Origin of the sequence: Amycolatopsis sp. WAC 04182 (assembly GCF_003947465.1) — a bacterium.
GTDB lineage: Bacteria > Actinomycetota > Actinomycetes > Mycobacteriales > Pseudonocardiaceae > Amycolatopsis.
Window position 1 is genome coordinate 511319 of record NZ_QHJJ01000007.1, and the last position, 15719, is coordinate 527037.

At 68.4% G+C, this 15719-nt stretch carries 17 protein-coding genes; 5 read left to right on the forward strand and 12 right to left on the reverse strand.

The annotated features are described in order from the left end of the window. Window positions 1-49: 49 nt before the first annotated feature. Window positions 50-1030, reverse strand: coding sequence for a LacI family DNA-binding transcriptional regulator (locus DMH01_RS34540; RefSeq protein WP_125682291.1), 981 nt, complete (start codon window positions 1028-1030; stop codon window positions 50-52). A gap of 114 nt (window positions 1031-1144) precedes the next feature. On the opposite strand from DMH01_RS34540, the gene DMH01_RS34545 reads away from it, so the two are divergent. Then, complete coding sequence (locus tag DMH01_RS34545) at window positions 1145-2668, forward strand: FGGY-family carbohydrate kinase (RefSeq protein WP_125682293.1); 1524 nt, start codon at window positions 1145-1147, stop codon at window positions 2666-2668. On the opposite strand, the gene DMH01_RS34550 is transcribed toward DMH01_RS34545, so the two are convergent. After that, a complete protein-coding gene (locus DMH01_RS34550; protein WP_125682296.1) occupies window positions 2599-3276 on the reverse strand; it encodes a helix-turn-helix domain-containing protein in 678 nt (225 codons plus the stop codon). The two genes, DMH01_RS34545 and DMH01_RS34550, sit on opposite strands and share 70 nt — an antisense overlap. Before the next feature lie 39 nt (window positions 3277-3315). Here DMH01_RS34550 and DMH01_RS34555 point away from each other — a divergent pair, with 39 nt between their 5' ends. The 3 genes from DMH01_RS34555 to DMH01_RS34565 all read left to right on the forward strand — a co-directional run bounded on the left by DMH01_RS34555 (window position 3316) and on the right by DMH01_RS34565 (window position 5198). Further along, window positions 3316-3720 (forward strand): NUDIX domain-containing protein, encoded by a 405-nt coding sequence (locus DMH01_RS34555; protein WP_125682298.1) that lies wholly within the window; start codon window positions 3316-3318, stop codon window positions 3718-3720. 199 nt (window positions 3721-3919) lie between these two features. Continuing rightward, window positions 3920-4408, forward strand: coding sequence for an MmpS family transport accessory protein (locus DMH01_RS34560; RefSeq protein WP_125682300.1), 489 nt, complete (start codon window positions 3920-3922; stop codon window positions 4406-4408). A 22-nt stretch (window positions 4409-4430) separates the two neighbouring features. Then, window positions 4431-5198 (forward strand): ABC transporter permease, encoded by a 768-nt coding sequence (locus DMH01_RS34565; protein ID WP_125682302.1) that lies wholly within the window; start codon window positions 4431-4433, stop codon window positions 5196-5198. Here the strand turns inward: DMH01_RS34565 and DMH01_RS34570 are convergent. From DMH01_RS34570 to DMH01_RS34615, 10 genes are all read right to left on the reverse strand, one after another. Further along, complete coding sequence (locus DMH01_RS34570; RefSeq protein WP_125682304.1) at window positions 5161-5847, reverse strand: histidine phosphatase family protein; 687 nt, start codon at window positions 5845-5847, stop codon at window positions 5161-5163. The two genes, DMH01_RS34565 and DMH01_RS34570, sit on opposite strands and share 38 nt — an antisense overlap. Window positions 5848-5865: 18 nt before the next feature. Beyond that, window positions 5866-7734 (reverse strand): Na+/H+ antiporter, encoded by a 1869-nt coding sequence (locus DMH01_RS34575; RefSeq protein WP_199745743.1) that lies wholly within the window; start codon window positions 7732-7734, stop codon window positions 5866-5868. Window positions 7735-7774: 40 nt separating this feature from the next. Then, complete coding sequence (locus tag DMH01_RS34580) at window positions 7775-8170, reverse strand: VOC family protein (RefSeq protein WP_125682306.1); 396 nt, start codon at window positions 8168-8170, stop codon at window positions 7775-7777. A gap of 5 nt (window positions 8171-8175) precedes the next feature. Then, on the reverse strand, window positions 8176-8580 hold the full coding sequence (locus DMH01_RS34585; RefSeq protein WP_199745744.1) for a helix-turn-helix transcriptional regulator: 405 nt from the start codon (window positions 8578-8580) through the stop codon (window positions 8176-8178). Between the two features lie 117 nt (window positions 8581-8697). After that, entirely contained in the window at window positions 8698-11790 is a 3093-nt protein-coding gene (locus tag DMH01_RS34590) for a CBM35 domain-containing protein (RefSeq protein ID WP_125682310.1), read from the reverse strand. Between the two features lie 124 nt (window positions 11791-11914). Then, window positions 11915-12301: a YchJ family protein gene (locus DMH01_RS34595; RefSeq protein ID WP_125682311.1), complete on the reverse strand. Its 387-nt coding sequence runs from the start codon at window positions 12299-12301 to the stop codon at window positions 11915-11917. 13 nt (window positions 12302-12314) lie between these two features. Beyond that, the gene (locus DMH01_RS34600) at window positions 12315-12692 is read right to left on the reverse strand and encodes a DUF1801 domain-containing protein (RefSeq protein WP_034324829.1); all 378 of its coding nucleotides are present in this window, start codon (window positions 12690-12692) and stop codon (window positions 12315-12317) included. Window positions 12693-12763: 71 nt separating this feature from the next. Continuing rightward, window positions 12764-12967, reverse strand: a complete 204-nt coding sequence (locus DMH01_RS34605) for a DNA-binding protein (protein ID WP_125682313.1) — start codon at window positions 12965-12967, stop codon at window positions 12764-12766. Window positions 12968-13025: 58 nt separating this feature from the next. After that, window positions 13026-13661, reverse strand: coding sequence for a hypothetical protein (locus DMH01_RS34610; protein WP_233621771.1), 636 nt, complete (start codon window positions 13659-13661; stop codon window positions 13026-13028). Window positions 13662-13933: 272 nt separating this feature from the next. Beyond that, complete coding sequence (locus DMH01_RS34615; protein WP_125682315.1) at window positions 13934-15175, reverse strand: HNH endonuclease signature motif containing protein; 1242 nt, start codon at window positions 15173-15175, stop codon at window positions 13934-13936. A gap of 200 nt (window positions 15176-15375) precedes the next feature. On the opposite strand from DMH01_RS34615, the gene DMH01_RS34620 reads away from it, so the two are divergent. Next, window positions 15376-15672, forward strand: a complete 297-nt coding sequence (locus DMH01_RS34620) for an antibiotic biosynthesis monooxygenase (protein WP_125682317.1) — start codon at window positions 15376-15378, stop codon at window positions 15670-15672. Window positions 15673-15719 lie beyond the last annotated feature (47 nt).

Consider the following 15719-nt stretch of genomic DNA (forward strand, 5'->3'; position numbering starts at 1 on the left):
CGGTGCGAACCGGTCGCCCAGGCACGTCGTTCAGCGGGATCTCCGGGTGTCAGTCGCGCCGTGAACTCCGGCGGACGATCAGCTTCGCCTGAAGCGTGGTCGTCGTGGCCTTGCGCGTGCTGTCGCCGATCCGGGCGAGCAGCAGCTCCGCGGCGACCCTGCCCACCTCGTTCGCGGGCTGGGCGACCACCGTCAGCGGCGGGTCGATCAGCGTCGTCCACGGCGCGTCGTCGAACGACACGATCCCCACGTCCTGTCCCGATCGCAGACCGCGTGCGGCCAGTGCCTCCAGGACGCCGATCGTCATCGTGCTGTTGCCGACCAGCAGCGCGTCCGGCGGCTCGGGCTCGTCGAGCAGGCTGAGCGCGGCGAGCCTGCCGCCCTCGGCGCGGAATTCGGCCCGCCGGGTGAGCGCGTTCTCCTCCCCGACAGCGTCCGTGTAGCCGGCCAGCCGGTCTTCGGCCGTGCGCACCCCGGGCGGTCCGCTGACGCAGGCGACCCGCCGGTATCCGCCGTCGAGAAGATGCCGGGTGGCATCGCGGGCGGCGAGCCGGGTGTCGACCAGCACCTGGTCGCCGGTGTTCTTCAGCAGCGGCCGGTCGACGGCGACCACGGGGGTGCCGCGTTCGGTCAGCCGGTCGACGTTGGTGGCCCGGCCGGTGGGGGAGAGCACCACGCCGGCGACCCGTTCCTGGAGCGCGACGTCTATGTAGCGCCGTTCCTTCTCCTCGTTGTCGTCGGCGTTGCACAGCACCACCGAATAGCCGGCGGTCTGCGCGATGTCCTCCACACCGCGGGCGATCGCGGTGAAGAACGGGTTCTCGACGTCGGAGATGATGAGCGCGAGTACCGCGGTCTCCTGACGGCGCAGATTTCTCGCCAGCCCGTTCGGGTGATATCCCAATTCGGCCGCGGCGGCCTGCACCCGCGCCGCGAGCACCGGGTCCACAGTGGACTTCCCGTTGAGCGTTCTCGACACGGTCGCCGTCGAAACCCCGGCCTTCGCCGCCACGTCGTTGATGGTGGCCACCGTGACCTCCCCTTCCGCAGGTGTGTTGACACCCTCGCACGGGAAGAATAGCTTGACCGACAATCGTTACCATCCGCTGATCGCGCTACCCGCGCGCAAGAGTTCGGAGGTGTCGTGGGCGGACCGGGCCTGGTGCTCGGCATCGACATCGGCACCTCGAGTTCCAAAGGTGTCCTCGTCGATTCCCGGGGCACCGTGGTGGCACGGGAATCCCGGCCGCACGACACTTCCCGCCCGCGTCCCGGCTGGTTCGAACACGACGCGGAAACCGTGTGGTGGCAGGACTTCGTGGCACTGGCAAGGGAACTTTCGGCGGGTGCCGGGGATCATCCCATCATCGGAGTGTCGGTCAGCGGGATCGGGCCGGTGCTGTTGCCCGCCGACGCTTCCGGGAGACCCTTGCGCCCGGCGATCCTTTACGGCGTCGACACCCGTGCTTATGACGAAATCCGGGAATTGAATCGGGAATTCGGCGAAGAATCCATTGTGGAACGCGGCGGGAGCGCGCTCGGCTCACAGGCCGTCGGGCCGAAATGGCGCTGGCTGGCCAAGAACGAGCCGGACGTATTCGAGCGGGCGAAGCTCTTCCTGATGGCGAGTTCGTTCCTCGTGCTGCGACTGACCGGTGAATACGTCCTCGACCATCATTCGGCGAGCCAATGCGATCCGATGTACGACCTGCGCGAGGCCCGCTGGGCGCCGGACCGCGTCGCCGCGATCGCCCCCGGCGTCGAACTGCCGAGGCTCGCGTGGCCGACCGAGGTGGTCGGCTCCGTCACCGCCGAAGCGGCCGCGGAAACCGGCCTGCCGCAAGGGATTCCGGTCACGGCGGGGACGGTGGACGCCTGGGCCGAGGCGACCAGCGTCGGGGTCGTCGCGCCCGGCGACACCATGCTCATGTACGGCACCACGATGTTCCTGATCCAGATGCTCGCCGATCCCCGCCCCGGGCAGGGGCTGTGGACGACCCGCGGTGCCTTCCCCGACAGCTATTCGCTGGCCGCGGGGATGGCCACCTCCGGCGCGATCACCGAGTGGCTGAGGGATCTCGTCGGCGGCGAGTTCGGGGAACTGGCCGCGGCGGCGGCCGAGGTCCCGGCGGGCAGCCGCGGTCTGCTGATGCTGCCGTACTTCGCGGGAGAACGGACACCGGTGCCGGACCCGGACGCGAGGGGGATCGTCGCCGGGCTCACCACTTCCCATGATCGTGTCGATCTGTACCGCGCGGCGCTGGAAGGCACGGCGTACGGCGTGCGGCACAACCTCGAAGCCATGCGGGAGGCCGGTGGCGGCACCGGCCGGATCGTCGCCGTCGGAGGCGGGACACAGGGCGGGGTGTGGACGCGGATCGTCAGCGACGTCGCGCGGATCGACCAGGAGATCCCCGCGGAAACCATCGGTGCCGCGTTCGGAGACGCGGTTCTCGCCTCGGTCGCCCTGGGGAGCGAACCGGATATCGAAGCCTGGAACCCCGTCGCCGAGATCGTCCGCCCCGGCGCGGACGCCGATGTCTACGACGAGTTCTACCCGCATTACCGTGAGCTTTACCGGTCCACTGTGGACATCGCTCACTTCCTGGCGCGGAAGAACTCGCTCGCTTTCAGGCCGGAGAGCTCCCGGCAATCCCGGCTCAGGTGAGCCTGATCGGCGTAACCCGCCGATATCGCCAGCGAGGCGAGATCCGGCGCCGTTCCCGCGAGGCCGACGGCGCGCTGGAACCGGGTGATCCGAAGGTACGTCGCCGGGCCGTAGCCGACCGCGAGGGTGAACCGCCTCCGCAACTGCCGCTCGCCGGTGGTGAACCGCTTCAGCGCGGCGGAAACCCGGGGCGCCCCGCCGTCCAGCCTGGCGATGAGCTCCGAAACCTCCCGGTCGGCCCGTCCGGCTCCGCGCCGCTCGACGACGTCGGCCAGCGAAGCGGCACCTGAGAGCACGCGTTCGGCCAGCAGTTCGCCCTCCCGGCCCCACAGGTCGCCGAGCGGGACACGCTGATCGCGCAACTCGTCGGCGCCCAGGCCCAGGACGTCACCCGCTCTACCAGGGGCGAACCGCACGCCTTGTGCCCGTTCGCCGGTCTCCCAGGTCCAGGGCGCGGTGTCCGGCCCGGCGACGAAGACCTCGCCGCCGCTCTGCACCAGGTCCACGCAGCCGTCGGGCACGATCCGCTTCGGCGCCGTGCCCGTGTCCTCCCACAGGCAGCGCACCACGCCGGCCAGGCCGCCGGGCGCCTTCGTCTCCCGATACACGCTTGCCATGATGCCCCCGGCCTACGACAGAATCGGGCCGTGTCCGAAGCAGAGATCGATTCACTGGCCTGGATCCACGTCCGCGACCGCCGCCTGCTGTCGGTGCGGACCGAGGGAAAGGCCAAGTTCTACCTTCCCGGGGGCAAACGTGAGCCGGGAGAGGGCGACGTCGGCGGGCTGTGCCGGGAGATCGAAGAGGAGCTCGGCGTCGAGCTCGACCCGCGGAGCTTCCGGTTCTTCGCGGTGCTGAACGAGCAGGCCGACGGTTACGCGGACGGCCGCCGCGTCCGCATGACCTGCTACACCGCCGACCATCGCGGGGAGCCCGCGCCCGGCCGCGAGATCGCGGAGTCCGCCTGGCTGTCGTCGGCCGACGCGCACCTCTGCCCGCCGGCGGGACGGCGGGTGCTCGGGCTGCTCGCCGACGCGGGGCTCGTCGACTAGGCGGGCCACTCAAAGTGAGCTGTTCGGCTCACTGTGCTTACGCCGATCGCCCTATGACTAGGCACTCCCCGCTCACTGGGACACCCAAAAGGGTGAATATCGGGTTTCTTCCCGATAACGGCTAACGCGGAGTCACCTTCGTGCGAGAAGTAGACGACGCGCTCGACGGAAGCGCGCTCGGACGAGAGAAGACCTCTCCATGGGTGTTCCGACCGCGACCCCTCCGGCATCGGCGCCGGGGCAGGGTGCCCCCGGCAGGCTGAAGCCGCTGGGGACCGTCGTGGTCGTGCTGGGGGTGATGGCCGTCGCCGTCACCCTGACCAGTTACGTGCTGCCGAAGGCCTCGTCGCCGCCGGTGCAGAGCCCGCCCGTGCCGCAGGTCGAACAGGCCGTGGCCGCCGTGCGCACCGTGATCCACTCCGTCGTCTACGAACTGTCCGGCGCGAAGGGCGCCCAGAACGTCACCTACGTCGCGCAGGGTTCCGAACTCATGCAGAAGACCGAGGTGACGGCGCCGTGGAGCACCACCTTCGAACGCGAGAGCCAGGAAGGCCGCGACGAGTTCTACAGCCTTTCCGCGCAGGGGTCGGGCAGCGGCGCGCTGCGGTGCCGGATCCTCGTCGACGGTGAGGTCGTCAGCGACCGCACCGCCCCCGCCGCGGGCGCGCCGGTGACCTGCACGGCGTAGGCGCTACGGCAGGATCATCCGGGTGACGGATGGTGCGATCGCGTTCGGCCCGGTGCTCGCCGTGGTCTTGGCCGTGCTGGCGATCTTCGGCGCGGCGGTGGTGCAGTTCGGGCGGCTGGGGCAGGGCAAGGCGGTGCTGTTCGCGGCCGGGCGCGCCGTCGGGCAACTCGCCGCCGTGTCGCTGGTGATCGTCGGGATCCTGAAATCCGGCTGGCTGACCGGCGGTTTCGTGCTGCTGATGTTCACGATCGCGGCGGTCACCTCCGCGCGCCGGATCGGGGTGACGAAGGATCTGGCGTGGGTCGCGCTCGCCATCGCGTCCGGTGTGGTCCCGGTGCTGACGCTCGTGCTCGCGACCGGGGTGGTCCCGTGGCGGCCGATCGCGATCGTGCCGATCGCCGGGATCGTCATCGGCGGCGCGATGTCCGCGACCTCGCAGGCGGCGAGGCGGGCGCTGGACGAACTCGTGTCCCGGCACGGCGAATACGAAGCCGCGCTGGCACTGGGTTTCCTGCGTCGCCCGGCCGCGCTGGAGATCTGCCGTCCCTCGGCGGGGCACGCGCTGATCCCCGCCCTCGACCAGACCCGGACGGTCGGCCTGGTGACCTTGCCCGGCGCCTACGTCGGTGTCCTCCTCGGTGGCGCCGGGCCGGTGCAGGCCGGGGTGACCCAGGTGCTCGTGCTCATCGGGTTGCTGGCCGCCGAGGCGGTCGCGGTCCTGGTCGTCGTGCACCTGGTCGCGGCGGGCCGGATCAGCCGAGCGGCGACTGAAGATGCGCCGTGTCGTTGAACCGCCGCACCATCCAGTCTTCGCCCGACACCACCAGATGCGAGATCGACCCGTTGTCCGCGCCGAGGAACGCGAACCGGTTCTTCGCGGCGCTGGCCTGCGCGAAGACCTCGCCGATGACACCACCGTGGGTGAACACGGCGATCCTCCGGTCCGGGTTGGCCGCCGCGAGCCTGCCGATGGCCGCCCTGATCCGGCCGCCGAACGACTCCATCGTCTCCGCGCCGGGGATGACGTCCCAGCGCTGCTCGCGCCACAGCTGTTCGACGATCGGGTGGCCTTCGTGGGTGTAGCGCCGGAAAAGCCCGTTCTCCCAGTCGCCGAGGTGGATCTCCCTCAGGTCCGGCTCGACCTCCGGCGTGAGCCCGAGCTTCGCCGCCAACGGTGCCGCGGTCTGCGGCGTACGGCGCAGTGTCGTCACGTACAGCGCGGAGATCCGCTCGTCCGCGAGGCGGCGCCCCACCCGCTCGGCGTGGTCCCTGCCCTCCGGCGCGAGATCCGGATCGGCCTGCCCGTCGACGAGGTCGAACGGCGCGCTGCCCTTCGCCGGGGCTGATTCACCATGGCGGACAAGGAAGATCTCGGTCGCGCCGGGTGGGGGAGAGAACCGGTGCTGGCGGTATTCGACTTCCTGCTCAGGGGTACTCATGCTTCGGACCCTACCGAGCTAGCCCAGCTGTTTGTCCACGAAGCACCAGCGCCAGGTCTCGCCGGGTTCGTGGCTGCGCATCACCGGGTGCAGGGTGTCGTGGAAGTGCTCCGTCGCGTGCTTGCCCGGTGAGGAGTCGCAGCAGGCGACGTTCCCGCATTTGACGCATTCGCGCAGGTGTACCCAGGTCATCCCGTTCTCGACGCAGACTGCGCACTCGTCCGGGGAACTGGGTTCGACCGCGGGCCATTCCTTGGTCAGGTGTTTGCAGGATCCCGCCGTCGCGGCGGGGGTGCGCAGTTCCCGATCGGAGTCCGGCACGGTCTCCTCCTCCCTGTCCAGCATGGATTCCTCGATGTCGAGGCGTTCGAGGATCCGGCGCAGGACATCATCATCGGCCATCCCGGAGTCACGCGCCTCCAGGAACTTCTCCCGTTCGACTTCGAGCAGTCGCAGTCGCAGCCGCCGATACGCGTCACTCGGGGTTTCGCTCAGCGCGCTCTGCCTGCCGAGTTCCTCCCAAGCCGAGTCCGAGCGATGCTGGAGCCGGCTGCGCAGGCGTTCGACGATGTCGTCGGGGTCGTCGGGCGTCCGGATCTTCTCCAGCTCTTCGAGGGCGGCCCTGGTCATGTCGTGGAGCACGGCGGCTTCCTGCAGCGCGTCCTCGGCCGGGTCGGGTGGCGGCAGTTTCAGGCGGCGCACCAGCACCGGCAACGTGGTCCCGTGCAGCAGCAGCGTCCCCGCCACCACGACGAACGCGACCAGCACCAGCACGGCCCGCTGCGGGGTGTCCGCGGGCAGCACGAACGCCGCCGCGAGCGTGACGACGCCGCGCATCCCCGCCCACGCGATCACGGCCGAGTACCGCCACGGCCACGCGTGACGGCGGAACACCCGGCGCGCCAGCCCGATGCCCGCCATCCAGACGATCCGGGTGACGATGGTCGCGGCCAGCGTGGCGGCGCAGATCAGGACCAGTTCCAGCGCGGTCAGCCCGCTGTCGCCGACCTCGGTCATGATCCGGCGGACCTGCAGCCCGATCAGCAGGAAGACGATGTTCTCCAGCAGGAACTGGATGGTCTGCCAGTTCAGCCTGCTGGCCAGCCGGGATCGGCCCGAAAGCATGCTCGGCGCCTTGTGCCCGAGGATCAGCCCCGCGACGACCACGGAGATCACGCCGGAACCGTGGATCGCCTCGGCGGCGAGGTAGGCGACGAACGGGACCACCAGTGAAAGCGCGGTGTCGGTGACCGGATCCTCGAGCCGGGTCCGGATCAGCGCGGCGAGCGCGCCGACGGCGAACCCGATCACCAGTCCGCCGCCCGCGGCCAGCAGGAAATCCCCGCCGACCTGCAGCAGGCTCACCGAACCGGCGATGGCCGCGATGGCGGTCCGCAGCGCGACCAGCGCGGCCGCGTCGTTGAACAGGCTCTCGCCCTCCAGGAGCCGGGTCAGCTTGCGCGGCATCCCGACCTTGCGGGCGACGGCGGTGGCCGCGACCGCGTCCGGCGGCGCGACCACCGCGCCGATCGCGAGCCCGGCGGCCAGCGGCAGACCGGGGATCACCAGCCACGCCACGACCCCGACCACGGCCGTGGTGAAGATGACGAGCCCCACCGACAGCAGGAGGATCGGCCCGCGGTTGCGGCGGAAGTCGATGAGCGACGTGCGGATCGCGGTGGCGTACAACAGCGGGGGCAGCAGCCCCAGCAGCACGACCTCCGGATCCAGTTCGTATTCCGGGACGCCCGGCACGTACGAGGCGACGACCCCGACCGCGATCAGGCACAGGGGCGCCGACCAGTCGAGTTTCCGCGCCGCGGCGGTGACCAGGAGGACGGCCACCACCAGTGCCACCAGTTCTACCGCGATCTCCACGCCGCTCATCATCACCCGGGAGCCTCGGTGCGCGCGCACCGAGGCCGGGCTAGCGCTCCTCGAACCGCACCAGGTTGCCCGCCGGATCGCGGAAAGAGCAGTCGAAGGCGCCGTAGGACTGCTTCATCGGTTCCTGGACGACGTCCGCGCCCGCCGCCTGGATCCGGTCGAAGGTGCCGATCAGGTCCGGGGTGGAGAGCACGATGATCCCGTGGACGCCCTTGGCCATCAGTTCGGCGATCGTGGCGCGTTCCTCGTCGGTGATCTCCGGGCCGTCGGCCGGGGGATGGAGCACGAGCGACGTCCCCGGCTGCCCCGGCGGGCCGACCGTGGCCTGAAGCGGGCCTTGGTCTCGCACCTCGAAGCCCAGGATGTCGCGATAGAAGGAAAGCGAGGCCTCGAGATTGTCGGCAGGGAGGTACGACGCGTGAATCGAGAGGGTCATACGACTCAAGCTAGGTCGGCGCGTGGCGGTGTCGCTTCTCGATTCCTGATCGGTCGCATGACCTGTTTGACGACGCAGCCGGGCATGCCCCGGCCGTCTTCCGCCGCCTGTTTGCGGTACGCGCTCGGCGAGATGCCGACCAGTTCGGAGAAGCGCGTGCTGAACGTGCCCAGCGACGAGAAACCGACGTCGAAGCACACTTCGGTGACCGACATGTCCCCGCGCCGCAGCAGCATCATGGCCCGCTCGATCCGGCGGGTCATGAGGTAGCTGTACGGCGATTCGCCGTACGCGGCGCGGAACTCGCGGCTGAGGTGCCCGGCGGAGACGTGCACGCCACGCGCCAGCGCCTCGACGTCCAAGGGCTGCGCGTAGTCGCGATCGATCCGGTCGCGGACACGGCGCAGCATCGCGAGGTCCCGCAGGCGCGGGTCGGGTTTGCCGGTCACCCGGAAAGCGTAACCCACGCCCGGACGAGAGAGGCCCCCTTCGCCGGGTGGCGAAGGGGGCCTCGGGCGACTCCCGGTCTACAGGGTGATCTTGTCGATGTTGGGGCCGCCGTTCGCCGTGGTGGCGACCGCCTTGATCTTGTTCACTCCCGCCGCCAGTGTCACCTTGACGGTTCTGGTCGTCCAGTTCGGCCAGGCCCCGGTGCCGCCGAAGCCGACACCGGAAGCGCTGATCGAGCCGTTGACCGAGAAGTCGAGCGGCCTGCTCGCCGTCGTGCCGTTGGCGTACCGGACGACGACGTCGTAGGTGCCCGCGGCCGGCACGTTGACCGTCCATTCGACCGAGCTGCCCGCGACGTTGTCGTAGTTGACGAACCCGGTGCCGGTGAACCCGGCGTGGTTCGACTCCACCGCGCCCTGGACGATCGTGGCGTCCTCCGCCTGGTAGTCGACCGGGTTGGTCGGTCCGGATCCGTCGGCCGGAACGGTCTGCGTGCCGGTGTTCCAGCCCGAGACTCGCACCGAAGGCTTGGAGCCCTTGAGATCGACGGTGCGGTACTTCGCGGTCAGCGTGGTCGTTTCACCCGGCCACAGGCTCACCGCGTTGTCGTTCCACTCCACCGGGAGCACCGGCTTGCCCGCGGCGTCCACGACCTTCGAGTCGACGTAGAACGCCGGGAGCTTGCCGCTCGAGGTGTTCTTCAGCGTCACGGTGGTCGTGGTGGTGCCGTCGCCACCGGCGACCGACTTCGCCGTCGCGCTGACCGCGGACTGCCCGAGGTTCTTGAGCCCGGACAGATCGGCGTAACCCGACTGGGGCGTGTAGTACCAGTCGCTGCCGGCCCAGTTCAGCGTGTCGGCCTTGGTGGAGAGCCAGTACACGTTCCGGCTGACCTCCTTGCCGGACGAGTCGGTGAGCACCAGCTTCGCCAGGTAGGTCGTCGACAGCCCGCTCACCGCCGGGACGGTGACCGCGGTGGCCTTGGCGCCCAGCGCGCCGACGGACAGCCCGGTCTTGGTGTTGCTGTACTTCTCGGTGCCGTCGAGGTTGTACAGCTTCGTGGTCGCCGTCAGCCCGCTCGCCGCGTTCGGCGTCTGGTTGATCACCACGACCGACCGATTGTCGTGCGAGTACTGGATGTGCAGCGGCTCGTTGGCCTTCTTCGCCCCGTAGTAGGCGCCGTTCTGGTCCATGTAGGCGTCGAACAGCTGCCAATGCAGCGAAGTCCACGGGCTGTTGAGCATCCAGTAGATCAACCCGGTCGACGGATTGGTCGAATCGGTGTAGTTGCGCGAGTGCGACTCGAACTCCGCGCGGACGTTCTCGTACTGCGCGAGCTGCGCCTTCCGGACGAAGTCGGTCAGGTCGGCGGGCGCACCGTAGCGCTTGGTGAGCGCGTTGGCGAACAGCTTCAGGTTCGCGAACGTCGTCGACGAAGAACGGTGGTACTGGGGCGCCGACGGGTCCTTCCACATCGTTTCCAGTTCACCGTCCGACATCATCCGCTTCAACGTGTCCATCGTCGGGATGTCGACGCCCGCGCTGGTCTCGGAGTTGAAGCTCCACGCGCCGCCACGGTCCTTCTGCGACTTGTCGTACCAGTAGACGGGCGGGACGTAGTCGTACGGGCCGTTCATCTTCATGCCGGAAGCGCCCGTGATCGGGGACGGCCTCTTCGACGCCGAAGGGATCACCGGGAGGGTGAAGTCGGCGGCCTTCATCGCGTCGAGGTAGCCCTGCTCGATCCGCCGGTCCGGCGCGAAGTCGCTGCCGATGTGGAAGGAGATGACGCTCGGGTGGTCACGCAGGCGCTCGGCCTCGGAGAACATCGAAGCCTTGGCGATCGGGTAGTCCGACTCGACCCACGGCTCGCCCTTCTCCTCGCCGTTGACGTGTCCTTCCCATTTGTCGCAGCATTCCCAGCCGGGCATGGTGAGCACGCCGAGGTCGTCGGCGATGTCGAAGAACTCGTCCGGCTCGATGTGGCCTTCCAGCCGGACCGTGTTGAGCCCGAGGTTCAGCACGTACTTGAGCTTGTCGGCCGCCGCGGTCTCGTTCCAGCGCAGGAACAGGTCCGGCGTGTAGCCGCCACCCCTGATCAGCAGCGGTTTGCCGTTGACGCTGTACTGCCGCCCGCCGCTGGAGTTCAGCGGCGCCTTGACGTCGCGGACACCGAACTTCGACTTCGAGGCGTCCGACGGCGTGCCGCCGACGCTCGCGGTCAGGTCGAGTTCGTATCGGTGCTGGCCGCCCATTCCGGCGGGCCACCAGAGGTTCGGCTTGTCGAGGCCGACCACGCCGAAGGTGACCGTCTTGCGTTCCTTGGCGGCCAGGGAGACCGTCTGGGTGATCGGCTTGCCCGCGACCGTGCCGGCGACGGTGGCCTGCACCGCGTTCGCCGAGTCGTTGCGGACGTCGGCCTTCACCGTCAGGTCGGCGTGGTCCAGCGAGGAGTTCAGCTTCTGGACCACGTGGGCGCTGCGCAGCGCGACCGGGCCGCCGCGGCGGACGAGGACGTCCCGCACGATGCCCATGTTCTGGTCCGGCGGGGTCTGCGCCCAGTCGATCCAGCCCATCGAGAGGTCGTTGTCGGGGTCGTTGGGGTAGACCTTGAACGCGACGCTGTTGACGCCCTGGCGCACATGCGCGGTGATGTCCAGATCGTGGCGGGTGTAGGCGCCGTTGACCTGGTCCTTCGTCGCGATCCTGGTGCCGTTGACCCAGACGTCGGCCTTGGAGAGCACGCCGCTGAAGTCGAGGTACGTGCGCTTCGAGGTGTCGTCGACGTTCAGATCCGTGCGGTACCACCACGGCACCGAGAACTGCGCGGCCGGGACGTTCTTCATGTTCGTCGAGTAGAACGGGTCGGCGTACTTGCCGTTCTGCAGCAATCCGGCGTAGACCGTCGAACGCGACGACACCGGGTACCAGCCGGTGGTGGGGAAGCCCGGCTTCGACACCGCCGAATCGTCGCTGACCTGTGCCGAGGACTGGATCACGTAGCCGGGGATCGGGGTGGCGTTGCCCGCGGCGGCGCCGACGGACAGCGGCGCGGCCACTTCCGCGCCGGTGGCGGCGGGAGCGGTGGTCACCCCGCAGACTGCGGCGGCCAGCGCGGTGACGGTCATGGCCAGTAACGGGATCCGGGTTCTCTTCTGCCGAAAACTCACGAGCGCGCCTCCTTGGGCACACGGCGGCGGACCTTGGCGAAATCGTTAAGAAAGTTCCCTAACAATATTGGGGGAGATAGTAGCCGCCACTACCCGCGGAGAACAGACCCTTGCACCGGGTTCGTCAGCTGACGGGCGCCACGTAGCTCCACTGCCCGTCGACGCGGACGAAACGGCTGTGCTCGTGCATGCTGCCGGGCCGGCGATCCTGCCGGTAGTGGGCCCGGAACTCCACGGTGCCCTCGTTCTCCAGCAGTCCGCCGCCGATCTTGCCGAGGATCTCCAGGAACGTCCAGCGTTGCCCGGGATCGAGCTCGAGATCGGCGGGCCTGGTCTTCGGATGCCAGGTCTTCGTGAGGTACTCGGTGTCGCCGGCGGCGAACGCGCTGAATCGCGACCGCATCAGGAGTTCCGCGGTCGGCGCGGCCGCGGCTCCCCGGTGGAAGCGGCCGCAGCACGCGCCGTAGGGCTCGCCAAGGCCGCAGGGGCAACGGGACTCGTCGGTGATCACGCCGCCGATTGTGTCATCGCGCCGCCGCGGTGATTTCGAGGTCTCGTGCCTGCTTGAGCCAGCCGGTGAACAGGGCGGCGTCGATGTCCTCGACCGAGCGCAGCTTGACATGCGCCATCTCCCGCGCGCTCGCCTCCAGCCTGCCGGACTCGTCGTCGACGAGCTGTCCCTTCCACAGGGCGAAGGTGACGTACGACGAGTAGGCCTTCATCAGGCAGACGAGGTTCTTCCCGACGGCTTCGCCGGCGCTCCAGGTCGGGGAGGCGTGGTACATCGCCTCGATGGAGCCAGGCAGGGCGGCGTTGACGATCGGGCGCAACGCGGTGGCGACTTCGCGCAGGTTCTCGGGCAGGGCGGCGATGTAGTCGTCGACGTTCGCGAACTTGGCCATGACTCGTACTCCTTCGGTCGGTGTGGTGTACAGCCAACCGTCCGAAGGGTGAAATTGTCAAGACAAAAAAATTAGTCGGTGCGTTTGAATGTCTGACCTCGTGTTTCCAGCGCTTCGCGGATGATGCGGAGCGCTTTGGGGCCGACGCCGTGCAGGCTCGCTAGTTCGGCTTCGGTGGCGTGGGTGAAGTGCTCCAGCCGGGTGTAACCGGCAGCGGTGAAGGCCCGCGTCGCCGGGTTGCCGATGCCGGGCGGCAGGTCGGTCTGATCGTTCATGGGTCCTCTTCGGTCGTGTCCGGCTTGGTCGCCTCCATTGTGGACCGCTGGCGCGGGGTCAAGGTGCGGGGAACTCGGCGGCGACGTCGACGGCGGTCTCCAGCGTCGCGTCGCTCGGTCGTCCTGAGGCCGGGGCGGATTCGGCGATCACGACCAGCTTCTTGGCCAGCCGGGAGTCGTAGTTCTTGCCGGTGAAGCGGCTTCCCGGCGGTGCCTCGCCGAAGAGCACGACGTTGCCGGTGCCGTCCTTGTCGACAAGCCGTTTCAGGTCACTAGCTTCGCCCGCTCTCGGCATCTTCACCCACGCGACGGACACGGCGATGGTGTTCCCGGCGCCGTCGTCGACGGTGACCAGCATGCGGTCGAGATCCACGCAAGGATGCCGCAGGAAGAAGCGCTGGACTTCGCCGAAGGAATGCGGTCCGCAGTTGAGTTCCCGCTTGGCGGTCTTCTTCAGCTGCCGCCAGCCCAGGCGTTGCCAGGTTTCGGAATGGCGGCCCTTCTGCGCGGATTTCTTGCTGGAGCTTTTGCCTTTGAGGGCTTGGCTCGCGGCGGAATCCAGCGAGACGGCACTGCCTCCGCCAGCACTGACGCTTACGCCGCCGACCGCGACGACGCTCGCGGTGGCGGCTGCTGCGAGACCGCCACGACTCGTAAAGCGTCCCCTCGAGTCGCGCGGTGGCAAATCACTCATGCGATTCCGTCCCCTCCCAAGTCCGGAACGGCGATCTTGCTCCGGGTTTTGCGGGGGAATCGAGAACTCTTGCGCTAATACGCCCGAACGGCGCAATCGGTCTTCGGGTTTCCGCCGGTACCGAACAGTTTCAGGGGCGATAAAGGGTTCGTCGCGACCAGGTACGTGAAGGCCCCCTTCATGTACCTAGGCGCAAGGAAGGGGGCCTTCACGTACTTCAGATCCCATGGCGAGGGGCCCGTCGCCGGTGGGGCTGGCGGGCTCCTCGGGGTTCAGACGTGGTGGAGGGTGTTACGGCGAGGTTTTCGGAGCGGATCTCGGTATTGGGGTGGGATGAACTCCGGTAACCCATCGGCGGCCATGCGTACTTCCCAGTCGCCGTGGTGGATCAGGCGGTGGTGAAAACCGCACAGCAGCACGAGATTCCAGAGGTCGGTGGGTCCGCCGTCTGCCCAGTGATGAATGTGGTGGGCGTGGCAGTTCTTGGGTTTGCGGTGGCAGCCGGGGAAGGCGCAGCCCCCGTCGCGGATGTTCAACGCGCGTCGTTGGCCGGGGGTGACGAACCGCCGCAGTCGCCCCACGTCCAAGGGTTCACCCGCGGCGCTCATCACGACGGGCAGCATGAGGCAGTCGCAGGCGGCGAGGCGTGCTTCGCGGGCGGTCATCGTGCCGACGAAGTCCAGGCACGCGGTGCCGAGACCGGACTTGAGTTCGTCTAGGCCGATGGTGACGTTCACCAAGGTCCGGTAGCCGCTGGTGCCGGGCTGGTCCGGGCAGGCGATCGCCAGATCGAGGATGTCGACCCAGGCATCCCCCAGGCGTTCGCATTTCATCCGCAGATCGGCTTGGCCGAATTCATCGACCGGTCGCGGCTGGGCGTAGGCCTCCAGGGCGGCGGCGGTGCGGGCACCGGTCTCGTCATCGAGGAGCCCGGTGAGTTTCCAGAAGCCGTCTTTGCGGCGCTCCAGGGTGATTTCCCGGCGCGGCTCCTTGGGTTCCGGGTCTTTCGGTTCGTTCCCATCCGGGTCGAGCAAGGCGAGAAGGTTCGCTTCAGCGTCCGCGAGTTGCCGGGGACCGGCACTCGGGGCGAGATCGGCGAGGATCTTCTCGGCGTTGACGCGGTCTTCGGCGGGGAGCTTCTTCAAGATCTCCAGGATCTGGTCGATCCGCTCGTCCCCGACCAAGCCTTCGGCGGCGACCGCGGCAGTAGCCGGTGCGACAGCAGGAACTTCGGTGCCGTCCAAAGCACGCGTCGGGTTCAACGCGATCGCCCGGTTCACCACCGCACGCGCCTCACCGACCGACAACCCCGCGATATCGGCGAACCACTTATCCGTACGGCCATACCCGTACAAGTCCTTGACACCCCGAGACTCGATCTCCGCCAAAAACCGCCCCAAACCGGCAGTCGCCATCCGAATCACCTGCAAGGACTGCTGCACGCCATGCGCAAGCTCCAGCTTGCCAGCGCACCACAACTCCTGCGGCAACTCAGGAAGGAAAGTCTCGGACACCCCTCAAGAATACCGCAAATACCCGAACTCGTGTTCGTAATTTTAAGCAACAAACGAACCGCACAAACAACACTGAAGGGTGACTTCGCCTCATGCTGTGACCACGTAAAGAAAGGGGTTGCAATTAGTCGACTAAATGCGGCCCGCCACAAGGCGAGTAGTCGAGCCCTCGCGAAAGGTGATCGTTTAGCATCGGCACCATGACGACAGTGGAACTGACCCGCTTCAAGGTCCCGGCCGGCCGCGCGGACGAACTGCTCCAGGCCCGGCCCGCGATGCTCGCCGACTTCCGCGCCGACCGGGAAGGGTTCCTCGACGCCCAGCTGATCCGGGTCGACGACGAGACTTGGCTCGACGTCGTGTGGTGGCGTTCCTCGGAGGACTTCGCCGCGTCGCGGGAGAAGGGGGCGAACCTGCCGGGGATCAAGGCGTTCTTCGCGCCCATCACCGAGTTGGTTTCCGCCGAGGAGGGCACCACCGAGGACTACCGGGCATAGCCCACATTCCGGGACTGGAAATATCCTCGCTGCCGGCCCGTTGACCT

Coding starts and splice junctions, on each gene's coding strand:
- DMH01_RS34560 (WP_125682300.1), top strand. CDS start 3,920: ATGGGTGTTCCGACCGCGACCCCTCCGGCATCGGCGCCGGGGCAGGGT.
- DMH01_RS34570 (WP_125682304.1), bottom strand. CDS start 5,847: ATGAGTACCCCTGAGCAGGAAGTCGAATACCGCCAGCACCGGTTCTCT.
- DMH01_RS34575 (WP_199745743.1), bottom strand. CDS start 7,734: ATGAGCGGCGTGGAGATCGCGGTAGAACTGGTGGCACTGGTGGTGGCC.
- DMH01_RS34580 (WP_125682306.1), bottom strand. CDS start 8,170: ATGACCCTCTCGATTCACGCGTCGTACCTCCCTGCCGACAATCTCGAG.
- DMH01_RS34585 (WP_199745744.1), bottom strand. CDS start 8,580: ATGCTGCGCCGTGTCCGCGACCGGATCGATCGCGACTACGCGCAGCCC.
- DMH01_RS34600 (WP_034324829.1), bottom strand. CDS start 12,692: ATGGCCAAGTTCGCGAACGTCGACGACTACATCGCCGCCCTGCCCGAG.
- DMH01_RS34605 (WP_125682313.1), bottom strand. CDS start 12,967: ATGAACGATCAGACCGACCTGCCGCCCGGCATCGGCAACCCGGCGACG.
- DMH01_RS34610 (WP_233621771.1), bottom strand. CDS start 13,661: ATGAGTGATTTGCCACCGCGCGACTCGAGGGGACGCTTTACGAGTCGT.
- DMH01_RS34620 (WP_125682317.1), top strand. CDS start 15,376: ATGACGACAGTGGAACTGACCCGCTTCAAGGTCCCGGCCGGCCGCGCG.